General features: G+C 69.9%; 12 protein-coding genes. 10 read left to right on the top strand and 2 right to left on the bottom strand.

All coding sequences use genetic code 11. The features are described 5' to 3' along the window. The first annotated feature begins 12 nt into the window (after positions 1-12). The 10 genes from NQ706_RS02555 (at position 13) to NQ706_RS02510 (ending at position 11,470) form a co-directional block, all read left to right on the top strand. Complete coding sequence (locus NQ706_RS02555) at positions 13-1,611, top strand: methylmalonyl-CoA mutase (RefSeq protein ID WP_038569026.1); 1,599 nt, start codon at positions 13-15, stop codon at positions 1,609-1,611. Positions 1,612-1,731: 120 nt separating this feature from the next. Then, a complete protein-coding gene (locus tag NQ706_RS02550; RefSeq protein ID WP_235181937.1) occupies positions 1,732-2,286 on the top strand; it encodes a ribonuclease domain-containing protein in 555 nt (184 codons plus the stop codon). Then, positions 2,283-2,699: a barstar family protein gene (locus NQ706_RS02545; RefSeq protein ID WP_051806042.1), complete on the top strand. Its 417-nt coding sequence runs from the start codon at positions 2,283-2,285 to the stop codon at positions 2,697-2,699. Before NQ706_RS02550 ends, NQ706_RS02545 begins: the two co-directional genes overlap by 4 nt. Positions 2,700-2,986: 287 nt before the next feature. Next, entirely contained in the window at positions 2,987-4,030 is a 1,044-nt protein-coding gene (locus tag NQ706_RS02540) for a BMP family protein (RefSeq protein WP_038569024.1), read from the top strand. 67 nt (positions 4,031-4,097) lie between these two features. Continuing rightward, positions 4,098-5,768 carry an ABC transporter ATP-binding protein gene (locus NQ706_RS02535; RefSeq protein WP_051806040.1) on the top strand — a complete coding sequence of 557 codons (1,671 nt, stop codon included), beginning with the start codon at positions 4,098-4,100 and terminating at the stop codon, positions 5,766-5,768. After that, the gene (locus NQ706_RS02530) at positions 5,765-6,859 is read left to right on the top strand and encodes an ABC transporter permease (protein ID WP_038569022.1); all 1,095 of its coding nucleotides are present in this window, start codon (positions 5,765-5,767) and stop codon (positions 6,857-6,859) included. Before NQ706_RS02535 ends, NQ706_RS02530 begins: the two co-directional genes overlap by 4 nt. Next, positions 6,856-8,100: an ABC transporter permease gene (locus NQ706_RS02525; protein ID WP_006947380.1), complete on the top strand. Its 1,245-nt coding sequence runs from the start codon at positions 6,856-6,858 to the stop codon at positions 8,098-8,100. The genes NQ706_RS02530 and NQ706_RS02525 overlap by 4 nt, the downstream gene beginning before the upstream one ends. After that, positions 8,097-8,705 (top strand): cytidine deaminase, encoded by a 609-nt coding sequence (locus NQ706_RS02520; RefSeq protein WP_062257018.1) that lies wholly within the window; start codon positions 8,097-8,099, stop codon positions 8,703-8,705. Before NQ706_RS02525 ends, NQ706_RS02520 begins: the two co-directional genes overlap by 4 nt. Then, positions 8,702-10,015 (top strand): thymidine phosphorylase, encoded by a 1,314-nt coding sequence (locus tag NQ706_RS02515; protein WP_038569020.1) that lies wholly within the window; start codon positions 8,702-8,704, stop codon positions 10,013-10,015. The genes NQ706_RS02520 and NQ706_RS02515 overlap by 4 nt, the downstream gene beginning before the upstream one ends. A gap of 261 nt (positions 10,016-10,276) precedes the next feature. Then, complete coding sequence (locus tag NQ706_RS02510; protein WP_050786631.1) at positions 10,277-11,470, top strand: adenosine deaminase; 1,194 nt, start codon at positions 10,277-10,279, stop codon at positions 11,468-11,470. A gap of 82 nt (positions 11,471-11,552) precedes the next feature. On the opposite strand, the gene NQ706_RS02505 is transcribed toward NQ706_RS02510, so the two are convergent. Together NQ706_RS02505 and NQ706_RS02500 are read right to left on the bottom strand one after the other, a co-directional pair. Further along, the gene (locus NQ706_RS02505) at positions 11,553-12,284 is read right to left on the bottom strand and encodes a uridine kinase (protein WP_235181936.1); all 732 of its coding nucleotides are present in this window, start codon (positions 12,282-12,284) and stop codon (positions 11,553-11,555) included. After that, the gene (locus tag NQ706_RS02500) at positions 12,281-14,014 is read right to left on the bottom strand and encodes a phospho-sugar mutase (protein WP_038569018.1); all 1,734 of its coding nucleotides are present in this window, start codon (positions 14,012-14,014) and stop codon (positions 12,281-12,283) included. The genes NQ706_RS02505 and NQ706_RS02500 overlap by 4 nt, the downstream gene beginning before the upstream one ends. Positions 14,015-14,036 lie beyond the last annotated feature (22 nt).

Genomic DNA, 14,036 nt, shown 5'->3' with positions numbered 1-14,036 from the left:
TACAGTGCCCTCATGAGTGGCGCAGACGACCGCAAGCAGACGACCGAGTCGGGCCTCGGGCTCAAGCCGGTGTACTCGGCCAACGACCTGGCGGGCTTCGATCCCGCGACGCGGCTGGGGGAGCCCGGTTCGTACCCGTTCACGCGCGGCGTGTACCCGTCGATGTACACGGGGCGCCCGTGGACGATGCGCCAGTACGCCGGGTTCGGCACGGCGCGTGAGAGCAACCAGCGCTACCACGAGCTCGTCGCCAACGGCACGGGCGGGTTGTCCGTCGCGTTCGACCTGCCGACGCAGATGGGCTACGACTCGGACGCACCGCTCGCGCACGGCGAGGTCGGCAAGGTGGGCGTCGCCATCGACTCGCTCGACGACATGCTCGTCCTGTTCGACGGGTTGCCGCTCGACGAGGTCTCGACGTCGATGACGATCAACGCGCCCGCCTCGAGCCTGCTGCTCATGTATCAGCTCGCTGCCGAGCGGCAGGGCATCCCGGGCACGAAGCTCACGGGCACGATCCAGAACGACGTGCTCAAGGAGTACATCGCGCGCGGCACGTACATCTATCCGCCTGCCGAGTCGCTGCGGCTCATCTCGAACATCTTCGAGTACTGCCACACCGAGATCCCGCGCTGGAACACGATCTCGATCTCCGGGTACCACATGGCCGAGGCAGGCGCGACGCCCGCGCAGGAGATCGCGTTCACCCTCGCCAACGCCAAGGAGTACGTGCGGGCGGCGCTCGCCGCGGGCCTCGACGTCGACGACTTCGCGCCGCGACTGTCGTTCTTCTTCGTCGCGCGCACGACGCTGCTCGAGGAGGTGGCGAAGTTCCGTGCCGCTCGCCGTCTGTGGGCGCGCATCATGCGGGACGAGTTCGGCGCGAAGAACCCGAAGTCGCAGATGCTGCGCTTCCACACCCAGACCGCCGGCGTACAGCTGACGGCCCAGCAGCCCGAGGTCAACCTCGTGCGCGTCGCGCTTCAGGGCCTCGGCGCCGTCCTCGGTGGCACGCAGAGCCTGCACACGAACAGCTACGACGAGGCCATCGCGCTGCCGACGGCCAAGGCCGCCCGCCTCGCGCTGCGCACCCAGCAGATCCTCGCGTTCGAGACGGACGTGACGAAGACCGTCGACCCGTTCGCGGGTTCCTACGTCGTCGAGTCGATGACGGATGACCTCGAAGAGGAGGCGATGACGCTCATCCAGGCCGTCGAGGACAAGGGCGGGGCGGTGCGCGCCATCGAAGAGGGCTTCCAGAAGAACGAGATCGAGAAGAGCGCCTACGACGTCGCGCTGCAGATCGACTCGGGGGAGCGGGTCGTCGTCGGCGTCAACAAGTACACCCTCGACGAGGAGGAGCCGTACGAGCCGCTGCGCGTCGACCCGGCGATCGAGGCCGAGCAGTGCGAGCGTCTCGCCACGCTGCGGGCGAACCGCGACCAGGGTGCCGTCGACGCGGCGCTGGAGAAGCTGCAGACCGCGGCCTCCGGCACCGACAACGTCTTGTGGCCGATGCGTGAGGCCCACGCCGTCGGCGCCACCGGCGGCGAGGTGAGCGACGCCCTGCGCGCGGTGTGGGGCAAGTACACGCCGCGCGACGCGTTCTGAGGCATCGCTCGGGCCGGCCGAGGTGAACGAGCGGCGGCGGTGCGCGGCCGCGCGACAATGAGCACGCTCGAGAAATCGTCGATACCTCCGGCCCGGGCTCGGGCCCCGAACGAGAAGGACGTGGTGGCCCTGAGCTCCCGCAAGTCACCCCTGGCCGGAATGGGCCTCGGCCAGAAGATCGCGACGATCGCGCTCGCCGCCCTCGCCGTCATCGCTCTACTCGCTGTCCTCACCGGGCGCGGGGGAGGAGGCGGCGGGAGCAGCTCTCCTTCGTCGAAGTTCTCGCCCGCGACCTACTCGGACGGCCCGTCGTCGTCCGGTGAGAAGTCGGGCGGTGAGAAGTCGGGCGGGGCGGGCCGGGCATCGTCGAGTGCCCCCGCATCGGGTGACGGCGATGCCGCCGACGTGGTGCCCGTCGCGCAGCTGCCCGCGCAGGCGCGGGCGACGCTGAAGCTCATCGACGCAGGGGGGCCGTTCCCGTACTCGCGTGACGGCATCGTCTTCGCCAACCGTGAGGGCCGCCTGCCCAAGCATCCGCGCGGCTGGTACCACGAGTACACCGTCGAGACGCCGGGGGAATCCGACCGCGGCGCTCGCAGGTTGATCCAAGGCAAGGACGGCACCATCTATTACACGGGCGACCACTACGAGAGCTTCCGGAGGGTGCAGAGATGACGGCTGCGACGGTGCGTGGGCTGATCGAGGCGGGCCAGGGCGGCTGGGTGCCGCGGGGGCTGACAGGCCCGACGTCCGACGAGTTGCGCTCGCTGTGCAAGGACGCGGGGTGGTGCTTCGTCGAGGTGCGCCTCGCCGGGGTGGCGGACAAGCCCGACCTCATGCGCACTCTCGCGCGCCAGCTCGAGCTGCCCGCTTACTTCGGCGGCAACTGGGACGCCCTCGAGGAATGCCTCGGCGACGTCGTCGCGCGCGAGGACGGCATGGTCCTGCGGCTCAAAGGCCTCGGCGCGCTACCCGCGGGCCTGAGCGACCCGCTCGTCGACATCGTCGAAGACCTCGTCGAAGATCATGACGGCGCGGGCCGCACGAGCCCGCTCGTCGTCGTCGCCGACCCGCCGTTGCCGCGCTGAACACCACTGCTCAGGCCCTGCGGTGACGCGACCGTCGCGAGTGAGACGTGTGCTGTACCACATCGAGTCGCGGCGGCGTCCAATAACGGTTCGGTCACCTCGGATCGTTGTCGCTTCAACCCGGCGCGCGGCCCCGGTAGGCTGAACCGGTCCGGTGGCGTGACGTGCGCCACCTCTGCCAAGACGAAGCCTGTCGTGAGCACGCATCGCGTGCCTGGACGTCGCTCGCCCGCCCCGGGTGCTGACGCACGATGCGGCCTTCGTTCCGATAGACCCAAGGAGTCCCCGTGAAGCGGGTTGTTTCCATCGCTGCCGCCGTCGCCATGACGGCCGGTCTCGCCGCCTGTGGTTCGAACGACAAGTCCTCCGGTTCGTCCTCCGGGGGCACCGACCAGTTCAAGGCCGCCATCGCCTTCGACGTGGGTGGCCGTGGTGACCACTCCTTCAACGACGCCTCCTACCAGGGCCTCGAGGACGCGAAGAAGAAGATCTCGAACTTGTCGATCACGACGGCCGAGGCCTCCGAGTCGGACAACGACCAGGCGCGTGTCAACCGCCTCACGCAGCTCGCCTCGTCGGGCAACAAGGCGATCGTCGCCGTCGGCTTCGTCTACGCGAACGCCGTCGGCCAGGTCGCCAAGAAGTTCCCGAATGTCAAGTTCGCGATCATCGACGACGCGACGCCCGCGTCGGCCGGCTCTAACGTCGAGCAGATCACCTTCAAGGAGAACGAGTCCTCCTACCTCGCCGGTGCCGCGGCCGCCAAGACGAGCAAGACGGGCCACATCGGCTTCGTCGGCGCGCTCAAGGTGCCGCTCATCCAGAAGTTCGAGGCCGGCTACATCGCGGGCGCGAAGAAGGTCAACCCGAACATCAAGGTCGACTCGAAGTACCTCGCCTCCGACGGCAAGGGCTTCAACGACACCCCCGGCGGCAAGGCCGCTGCCGACGCCATGTTCCAGTCCGGCGCCGACATCGTCTTCGCCGCGGCCGGCAAGTCGGGCGACGGCGTCATCTCCTCGGCGCACTCCAAGGGCAAGTGGGCCATCGGCGTCGACTCCGACCAGGCCCTGACGGCTGACAAGTCCGTCGCCGGCTCCGTCCTGACGTCCGCGACGAAGCGCTGCGCGGGCACGGTCGAGGACTTCGTCAACTCGGTCAAGGACGACTCGTTCAAGGGCGGCAACAAGGTCTACGGCCTCAAGGAGGACGGCGTCTCGCTCTCCACGACGGGCAACCACCTGTCCGCCGACACGCTCAAGACCGTCGATGACCTGAAGAAGCAGGTCGTCGACGGCAAGATCACGGTTCCCACGACTCCGTCCAACTGAGTCGCCACCCGGTGAAGGTCCGGCAAGCGGGTGTTCTGCTTGCCGGGCCTTCACGGTTCGAGCAGGAGTGTGCGTCATCGACACCACCGATCCCACGACGACGTCGGCCGCGGCGCCCGACGTCAGCGCGCCCCCGCAGGGGCCCCTCGCCGTCGACCTGCAAGGCATCACGAAGCGATTCCCCGGCGTCGTCGCGAACTCCGACCTGTACCTGCAGGTCGAGCGCGGCACGATCCACGCCATCGTGGGGGAGAACGGTGCCGGCAAGTCGACGCTCATGAAGATCCTCTACGGCGTGCAGAAGCCCGACGAGGGCACGATCCGCATCAACGGTGACGAGGTCTCGTTCTCGTCGCCGAAGGACGCGATCAAGGCCGGCGTCGGCATGGTGTTCCAGCACTTCATGCTCGCGGACAACCTCACCGTCCTCGAGAACGTCGTCCTCGGCGCCGAGAAGCTGCACGGCATCGGGGCGAAGGCGCGCGCGGAGATCACGCGCATCTCGCAGGCCTACGGGCTCGGCGTCCACCCCGACGTGCTCGTCGCCGACCTCGGCGTCGGCGCCCGCCAGCGCGTCGAGATCCTCAAGGTGCTCTACCGCGGGGCGAAGATCCTCATCCTCGACGAGCCGACGGCCGTGCTCGTGCCGCAGGAGGTCGACGAACTGTTCGCGAACCTCGCCGAGATGAAGGCCGAAGGCCTCACGGTGCTGTTCATCTCGCACAAGCTCGACGAGGTGCGCGGCGTCGCCGACGACATCACCGTCATCCGCCGCGGCACGACGATCGACCGCGTCAAGAGCGCGTCGGTGACGAGCAAGCAGCTCGCCGAACTCATGGTCGGCTCGCAGCTGCCCACCCCCGAGACGCAGGAATCGACCGTCACCGACCGCGTCGTCATGCGCCTCGACGGGCTGACGCTCGCCGACCGCGCCGGCGGCCCGGCGCTGCTGTCGAACATCGACCTCGTCATCCGCGCCGGCGAGGTCGTCGGCATCGCCGGTGTCGAGGGCAACGGCCAGGCCGAACTCGTCGAGACGATCCTCGGCATGCGCCGCGCCGACAGCGGCCACGTCGTCATCGGCGACGACGACGTCACGACCTGGCCGACGAAGCAGATCCGCGACAGCGGGGTCGGCTACATCCCCGAGGACCGTCACCGTCACGCGCTGCTGCTCGGTTCGCCGCTGTGGGAGAACCGCATGCTCGGCCACCAGCGACAGGCCCCCGCGAGCAAGGGCTGGCGCCTCACGCCCGGCGCGGCGAAGGAGGACACGCAGCGCATCGTCAGCGAGTACGACGTGCGCACGCCGAGCATCGACGTGACCGCCGGGTCGCTGTCGGGCGGCAACCAGCAGAAGCTCATCTTCGGGCGCGAGATGTCGCACGCACCGCGCGTCCTCGTCGCCGCGCACCCGACGCGCGGTGTCGACGTCGGCGCGCAGGCCGCGATCTGGGATCACATCAAGGACGCACGCCGCGAAGGTCTTGCCGTGCTGCTCATCTCCGCCGACCTCGACGAACTGATCGGCCTGTCCGACACGATCCGAGTCATCCTGCGAGGGCGGCTGTCGGGCGAGTTCGACCCCCATCACGTGACCGCCGAACAGCTCGGCGCCGCGATGACGGGTGCCGGTTCGGACGCGAGCGACTCGAGCGCACCCATTCCCACGACCTCGAAGACCGAGAACACGACCGGCGCCACCGCCGCCGGCACGAGCGAGGACACCGTCCGATGAACTCCACCCTCCGCCGCGTCGGCGTCGCGCTCGCCGCGCCGCTGCTCGCCATCGCCATCGCCGTGGTGCTGACGTCGATCGTCCTGCTCGCGCTCGGAAACTCCGTCGGGCCGGTGTGGCAGGTGTTCCTGTCCTCGCCGATGCCGGGCGTCACCGAGGCGATCATCAACGACACCGCCGTGCTGTACCTGTCGGGCGTCGCCGTCGCCATCGGCTTCCGGATGAACCTGTTCAACATCGGCGTCGACGGCCAGTACCGTGTCGCCGCGTTCGCCGCCGCGCTCTTCGCGGCGCAGGGCTGGCTCCCGGGCTTCCTCAACGTCATCTTCGCGCTGCTGCTCGCGATGCTCGTCGGCGCGGTCTGGGCCGGGATCATCGCCGTGCTCAAGGTGACGCGCGGCGTGTCCGAGGTCATCAGCTCGATCATGCTCAACTCGATCGCGACGGGTGTTGTCGCGTGGCTGCTCAACAAGGTCGCCGATCGCACGCCCGGATCGAATGCCACGGTGACGAAGAGTATCCCCGACAGCTCGCACGTGCCGGCGCTCGCGAACCTGTCCGGTGGGCCGATCTACGGCCTCGGCATCCTCGCCGTCATCGTCGGCCTGGTCTACTGGTTCGTCATCAACCGCACGCGCTTCGGCTTCGACCTGCGCGCGACCGGCACGTCGGAATCCGCGGCCGTCGCGAGCGGTGTCAACGTCAAGCGCATGACGATCTCCGCGATGCTGATGTCCGGCGCCGTCGCCGGTCTCGTCGGCATGCCGCAGCTGTTCGGCCAGGACTACAACTATGGCTCCAACAGCCAGAGCGGTCTCGGCTTCGCGGGCATCGCCGTCGCACTCATCGGACGCAACAACCCGATCGGCATCGCGTTCGGCGCGCTGCTGTGGGCCTACCTCAACGGCCAGTCCGACGCGTTGCAGATCAACGCCGGCGTCAACGCCTCCCTCGTCAACATCATCCAGGGCGTCATGGTGCTCGCCGTCGTCATCGCGTACGAACTCGTGCGCCGCTGGGACAAGAGCATCGAACAGCGCCACGTCGCCGCGGAACTGGCCGCCGGAAACACCGCAGGAGCGAGCGCATGAGCACCGTCGCAACCCGACCCGCGGCAGGGATCACCCACCGTCTCGGTCGCAAGGCCCTGCTGCCGCTCGGCCTGCTCGGCATCCTCGTCGCGCTGTCCGTACTGCGTGTCGCGACGGGCGTCAACGACATCGACTCGGCCAACGCGATCTCCGCGGCCGTCGTCGCCGCCGTCCCGCTCGCGCTGGCGGGCCTCGGTGGTCTGTGGTCAGAGCGCGCGGGCGTCGTCAACATCGGGCTCGAGGGCATGATGATCATGGGCTCCTGGTCGGCGGCATACGCGGCCTACCACTGGGGCGCGTGGGCGGGCGTCATCGCAGCGATCGCCGGCGGCATGCTGTTCGGCGTGCTGCACGCCATCGCGACGGTGTTCTTCGGCGTCGACCAGATCGTCTCCGGTGTCGCGATCAACCTGCTCGGCGCGGGCCTGACGAAGTTCCTCGCCGAACGCTTCTTCTCGAGCCTGCCCGGCGGCGGTGCGACGCAAAGCCCCAGCCTGCCGGACATCGGCACGTTCACCGTGCCCGGTTCGTCAGCGCTGTCGGATCTCGAGGGCAAGCACTGGTTCCTCGTCTCCGACCTCGCCGGCATCCTCGGCGGCCTGTTGACGAACGTGTCGTGGCTGACGCTCATCACCGTCCTGCTCATCGCGGCGACAGCGTACGTGCTGTGGCGCACGCCGTTCGGTCTGCGTCTGCGCAGCTGCGGTGAGGCGCCGCAGGCCGCCGAGACGCTCGGCGTCAACGTCTACCTCTACAAGACGATCGCGGTGCTTGTCTCCGGCGCCCTCGCCGGCCTCGGCGGCGGCTTCCTCGCGATGGTCGCCTCCGACGGCTTCCAGCAGGGCCAGACCGGCGGGCGCGGGTACATCGGTCTCGCCGCGATGATCTTCGGCAACTGGATGCCGCTCGGCACCGCCCTCGGCGCGCTGCTGTTCGGCTACACGCAGGCGCTGCAGCTGCGCGGCGGCGACCAGGTGCATGCGCTGCTGCTGCTCGTCGGCGCGGGCGTCATCGTCGGCGCGATCTGGATGGCGGTGCGTCGTCGCGTGCTGCCGGCGGTGATCCTGGCGGTGACGGCGGTGCTCGTGCTGAGCTGGTACTTCGGTTCGAACACGATCGACCCGAACCTCACGAGCACGGCGCCATACGTCGTGACCCTGCTCGTCATGGCGTTCGCCAGCCAGCACCTTCGCATGCCGGCGGCCGACGGTGACGTCTACCGCAAGGGTGAAGCCGGGTGAGCGAGCACTCACGCGTGACGGCCTCGGCTGCGCAGACACCCGACTGGGCGCACCTGCGCTCCGAGGCCATCGCCGCGTCGCGGCGCGCCTACGTGCCCTACAGCCGGTTCCCGGTCGGCGTCGCCGCGCTCACGACCTCGGGTCGCGTGCTCACCGGCTGCAACGTCGAGAACGCCGCCTATGGCGTCGCGCTGTGCGCCGAGTGCGGGCTTGTGTCGTCACTGTTGAACACGTCTGACCGAGACGGTCTCGGCGGGGGTGTGAACGCTGGTGTGGCTGACAACGCGATGGCCGGCGCAGACTGTTCCGACGCCGGCCTGTCTGACGGCGGGGCGGGCCCGGTCGTCGATGCGACTGCGGCGCGCGAGCGGCTCGTCGCGCTGTCGTGCGTCGACGGCAACGGCACCCCGATCACGCCGTGTGGACGCTGCCGTCAGTTGCTGGCCGAGCACGCCGTGGCGCCGTCCGTCGATTCACCTGGCCTGCTCATCGACATGGACGGGCGCGACCCGCTGCCGTTCGTCGAGCTCCTTCCGCACGCGTTCGGCGTCACCAACCTCGACGCCGTCGCCACCTCCGCCGCCCAGCTGAAAGGCGAATCATGACCTCCGCTGCCTCCACCCACGAGGCGTTCGACGCCGTTGACCTCATCCGCACGAAGCGCGACCGCGGCACGTTGAGCCGCGACGAGATCGACTGGATCATCGACGCCTACACACGCGGCGCCGTCGCGGACGAGCAGATGTCGGCGATGGCGATGGCGATCCTGCTCAACGGCATGACGCGGGACGAGATCGCACGCTGGACCGCAGCGATGATCGCGAGCGGTGAGCGGATGGACTTCTCGTCCCTGCGCGTGCCCACGGCCGACAAGCACTCGACCGGGGGAGTGGGCGACAAGATCACGCTGCCGCTCGCGCCGCTCGTCGCGGTGTTCGACGTCGCCGTGCCGCAGCTGTCGGGCCGCGGGCTCGGTCACACCGGCGGCACGCTCGACAAGATGGAGGCCATCGCCGGGTGGCGTGCAGGGCTGACGAACGCCGAGATGATGCGTCAGCTCGACGAGGTCGGCGCCGTCATCTGCGCCGCCGGTGACGGGCTGGCACCCGCCGACAAGAAGCTGTACGCGCTGCGTGACGTGACGGGCACCGTCGAGGCCATCCCGCTCATCGCCAGCTCGATCATGAGCAAGAAGATCGCCGAGGGCACGGGCGCGCTCGTGCTCGACGTCAAGGTCGGCTCGGGTGCGTTCATGAAGACGCAGGACGACGCCCGCGAACTGGCGCGCACGATGGTCGACCTCGGCAACGACGCCGGCGTCAACACGGTCGCGCTGCTGACCGACATGTCGACGCCGCTCGGGCTGACGGCCGGCAACGCTCTCGAGGTGCGCGAATCGGTCGAGGTGCTCGCCGGGGGCGGCCCGAAGGACGTCGTCGACCTCACGGTGGCACTCGCCGTCGAGATGCTCGCCGGCGCCGGTCGGCCCCAGGACGAATCGGCCGTACGCGCAGCGCTGAGCGACGGGCGTGCGATGGACGCGTGGCGCCGCATGGTCGCCGCGCAGGGCGGCGACCCCGACGCCGAACTGCCCGTGGCGAAGGAGTCGCACGTCATCACCGCGCCGAGCGACGGCGTGCTGACGCGCCTCGACGCACTCGCCGTCGGCGTCTCGGCGTGGCGACTCGGCGCGGGCCGTGCGCGCAAGGAGGACCCGGTGCAGGCCGGCGCGGGCATCGAACTGCACGCCAAGCCCGGCGAGACCGTCAGCGCCGGCACGCCGCTCATGACGCTGCACACCGACACGCCGGAGCGTTTCGAGCGCGCCGCGGCCGCCCTCGACGGCAGCTACGACGTCAGCGCCGACGCCGGGTCATCCACGCCGCGTGACATCGTCATCGACCGCATCGCCTGACCCTGCCCCACCTGCGATTTTCGTCCACATTCGCGATTCCCGTCCCCTTCGGCGATTCCTGCCCACCCTTGCGAATCTCGTCCCCATCTCCGATTTTCAGTCACTCTTGCGAGAGTGACCGAAAACCGAAGATGGGGACGAGATGTGCGAATGGGGACGGAAATCGCGAAGGTGGACGCCGTTCGCAGAGGTGGACGAAAATCGCGAATGTGGACAAGAATCGCAGATGGGGACGGGGCAGGTGAGCCCTACACTTGGGCCATGACTGACACCTCTGCGACGACACACAGCTTGGACGAAACGGCGGCGCGGGCACTCACACAGGACGTCGTCGCGGCGCTGCCGAAGGTCGTGCTGCACGATCACCTCGACGGTGGGGTTCGTCCGGCGACCGTCCTCGAACTCGCGCGCAAGACCGGCTACGACGCGCTGCCGGCCGACGACGCCGAGACACTCGCGCGCTGGTTCCGTGACAGCGCCGACTCGGGTTCGCTCGTGCGTTACCTCGAGACGTTCGAGCACACCGTCGGCGTCATGCAGACCCGCGACGCCATCGTCCGCGTCGCCGCCGAGTGCGCCGAGGATCACGCGGCGGACGGCGTCGTCTACGCCGAGGTCCGCTTCGCGCCGGAGCTGCACATCGAGAAGGGTCTGGCCCTCACCGAGGTCGTCGACGCTGTGCTCGAAGGCTTCCGACGCGGTGCCGAACGCGCCGCCGAGCAGGGCAGGCCCATCGTCATGCGCGCCCTGCTGACGGCGATGCGCCACGCCGCGAAGAGCGTCGAGATCGCCGAACTCGCTGTCGCCTACCGCGACCAGGGCGTCGCCGGTTTCGACATCGCCGGCGCCGAGGCCGGTTTCCCTCCCACACGCCACCTCGACGCGTTCGAGTACCTGCGCCGCGAGAACGCGCACTTCACGATCCACGCCGGTGAAGCATTCGGGCTGCCGAGCATCTGGGAGGCCATCCAGTACTGCGGCGCCGAACGGCTCGGGCACGGCGTGCGCATCACCGACGACATCACGATCGACGGCGTCGCCTACCCCGAACTCGACGAGCCGGCTCGCGCCGCGCTGCCTGAGCGTGTTCGGGCGGGGGAGGCCGACGTCCGCCTCGGGCGCCTCGCCGCCTTCGTCCGCGATCGGCGCATCGCGCTCGAGGTGTGCCCGATCTCGAACCTGCAGACGGGTGCGGCGTTGTCGCTGCGCAGCCACCCCATCTCGTTCCTGCTGGCACTCGGTTTCCGCGTCGCGCTCAGCACCGACAACCGCCTCATGAGCGACACGTCGATGACGAAGGAGATGACCGGGCTCGTCAGCGAGGCAGGCTGGGGTCTCGACGACCTCGAGAAGGTCACCGTCAACGCGATGAAGTCGGCGTTCATCCCGTTCGACGAGCGCCTCGCGATCATCATGGACGTCATCAAACCCGGGTTCGCCGCGGCCCGCGCCTGACGTGCCTGACCTGGTCGGTGACCCACGCTGCTGCGTTCGGTGGCCGAGCACGTGCACCCTGAGCGCCGCCCAGGTGCGCCCGTCAGATCGCTGACGACTGCAGCGCCGCAGCGCGGCGCACGGCCTCGGAGAACGTGACGGGTTGGGCGCCGCGCGCCAGGTGCGCTCTGACGAGTTCGGGTTCGTCCCGCCACAGCCGCGCCCCACGCCGCACGAGGACGAGCGGGGGCTTGCGGCGCTCGGCCACGTCGCGGATGAACCGCCGGGCCGCAGTCACCGTCCGGTTGCGACGCAGGCACCACGCCTCGCCGAGCACACCGCGCTCGGCGAGCGGGGCGATGACGTCGGGCGCGAAGATGCCCTCGGCGACGACGAACCGGGCTCCGTCGAGCGTGACGGAGTGCGTGCCCGTCGCACGACTCTGCGAGATCGAGTACTGCGGCACGTCGGTGGCACCGGTGCGGCACAACCGCTCCAGCGACTGCGCAGCGGCCTCGACGTTCCACGTGCCGGCGTTGTCCCAGTCGATCTCGCCCGAGGCGAACCGCGGCAGATCGGGCGCGTCGTGATCGCGGTAGAAGTCGTCGAGATTGACGAACGGCCACCCGTGGCTCGCGCACAACTGGCGAGCCAGCCGCGACTTGCCGCTGCCCGACGGCCCCGACACGACGATGACGCGGGCGAGCGCTCCCCGCGCGCCCACGACAGGCCCGTCTGCGTCAGCCGGAGCCGGCGGGTGAGTCGTCGAAACCTTCTCGGGGGCAACGTCGCTCGTCGGAAGGGCCCCTTCGGCGGCGCTCTCGTGAGACGTCACAGTGCGGTGAGCTCCTCCATCGCACGCCGCGTCGCGGCGAGACGGCGGGCCGCCTCCGCACGCGCCGCGGCCAGGGCGTCGTCCACGCCGGGCGCCAGGTCGTCCACGGGCACGATCGCCTCGAGGTAGACCTTGACCTTCGGCTCGGTTCCGCTCGGGCGCACGATGACGCGGGTGCCGTCGGCGAGCAGGTAGCGCAGGCCGTCGGTCGGCGGCAGGCCGCCGTCACCGAGGGCGAGGTCGTGGAACTGCGCGACGACGACGTCTCCGATCTGCGTCGCAGGTCGTTCGCGCAGGGCCGCCATGATGGCGGGGATCTGCGCCAGCTCGGCGACGCGGATGCTGAACGAGTCGCTCGCGTACACGCCGTGGCGGCGGGCGAGGTCGTCGAGCAGGTCGACGAGGGTGCGGCCCTCGGCCTTCAACCCGGCCGCCAGTTCCGCGACGGCGAGGCCCGCGGAGATGCCGTCCTTGTCGCGCGCGACGGACGGCGCGGTGCAGTACCCGAGCGCCTCCTCGTAGCCGTAGGCAATGTCGGGCACCCGGGCGATCCACTTGAACCCGGTCAGCGTCTCGACGTGCGCGACGCCCGCATCGGCCGCCATCGCGCCGAGCTGGCGCGAGCTGACGATGCTGTTGGCGAGCACGGGCGCGCCCCCGTCGACGCCGTGCAGCGCGCCGGTCGCAGCGAGGTCGAGTGCACGCTGCCCGAGCAGCACCCCCACCTCGTCTCCGCGCAGCATGCGCCACCCCTGGGGGTCCTCAGCCGACGCGCACCTCGGGTCGGGCGCGGCGACGGCGCAGCGGTCGGCGTCCGGGTCGGAGGCGATGACGATGTCGGGCCGCACCTCGCGCGCGAGGTCGAGCGCCGCGTCGATCGCGCCGGGCTCTTCTGGATTCGGGAAGCTGACGGTGGGGAAGCGCGGGTCGGGCTGTTCCTGCGACGCGACGGGCGTCGGGCGCGCGAAACCGGCCTGCTCGAACGCCGCGAGCAGCGTCGTCGACCCGACGCCATGCAGCGCCGTGTGGACGACGGCGACGTCGCGCGGTCCGCCCGGGGTGATCGAGGCGACACAGGCGTCGCGGTAATCGGCCTCGAGGTCGTCGCCGAGGGTCTCCCAGCCGTCCTCGGCGCGCTCGATCGACGCCGCGGACGGGAACGTGTCGATCGCCGCGGCTATTTCGGCGTCGGCGGGCGGGACGATCTGGCTGCCGTCGCCGAGGTAGACCTTGTAGCCGTTGTCCTGCGGCGGGTTGTGGCTCGCCGTCACCATGACGCCCGCATCAGCCCCGACGTACCGGATCGCGAACGCGAGCACCGGCGTCGCCAGCGGACGCGGCAGGACGAGCGCCCGCCCACCCGCAGCGGTGACGACGGCCGCGGTGTCGGCGGCGAACACGTCACTGTTCGTGCGCGCATCGTACCCGATGACGACCGTGACGTCCCGCTTGCCGAGCAAGGTCTGCAGGTAGCGCGTGAGCCCCGCCGCAGCACGAAGGACGACGACGCGGTTCATGCGGTTGGGCCCGGCTCCGAGCTCGCCGCGCAGACCCGCGGTACCGAAGGCGAGCAGTCCGCGGAATCGATCGGCCAGATCATCGAGCGCCGCAGCGTCGCCGGATTCGGCGGCCGCCACGACGGATTCGAGTTCTGCGCGTGTCACCTCGTCGGGGTCGTCGGCGATCCAGGCACGTGCCTGGTCGAGCAGGTGGGCCGTGTCGGTCGTCATCGTGGTTCCTCGCTCGCGTCGG

The organism is Dermacoccus sp. BD5 (assembly GCF_044878485.1).
GTDB lineage: Bacteria > Actinomycetota > Actinomycetes > Actinomycetales > Dermatophilaceae > Dermacoccus > Dermacoccus nishinomiyaensis.
Note: the sequence above shows the minus strand (reverse complement) of the source record. Positions and strands in the feature narration are given on the sequence as shown.

What these genes read in the sequence shown, in the direction of transcription:
- NQ706_RS02515 (WP_038569020.1), top strand. Translation starts at nt 8,702, where the DNA reads ATGACCTCCGCTGCCTCCACCCACGAGGCGTTCGACGCCGTTGACCTC.
- NQ706_RS02545 (WP_051806042.1), top strand. Translation starts at nt 2,283, where the DNA reads ATGACGGCTGCGACGGTGCGTGGGCTGATCGAGGCGGGCCAGGGCGGC.
- NQ706_RS02525 (WP_006947380.1), top strand. Translation starts at nt 6,856, where the DNA reads ATGAGCACCGTCGCAACCCGACCCGCGGCAGGGATCACCCACCGTCTC.
- NQ706_RS02530 (WP_038569022.1), top strand. Translation starts at nt 5,765, where the DNA reads ATGAACTCCACCCTCCGCCGCGTCGGCGTCGCGCTCGCCGCGCCGCTG.
- NQ706_RS02555 (WP_038569026.1), top strand. Translation starts at nt 13, where the DNA reads ATGAGTGGCGCAGACGACCGCAAGCAGACGACCGAGTCGGGCCTCGGG.
- NQ706_RS02510 (WP_050786631.1), top strand. Translation starts at nt 10,277, where the DNA reads ATGACTGACACCTCTGCGACGACACACAGCTTGGACGAAACGGCGGCG.
- NQ706_RS02500 (WP_038569018.1), bottom strand. Translation starts at nt 14,014, where the DNA reads ATGACGACCGACACGGCCCACCTGCTCGACCAGGCACGTGCCTGGATC.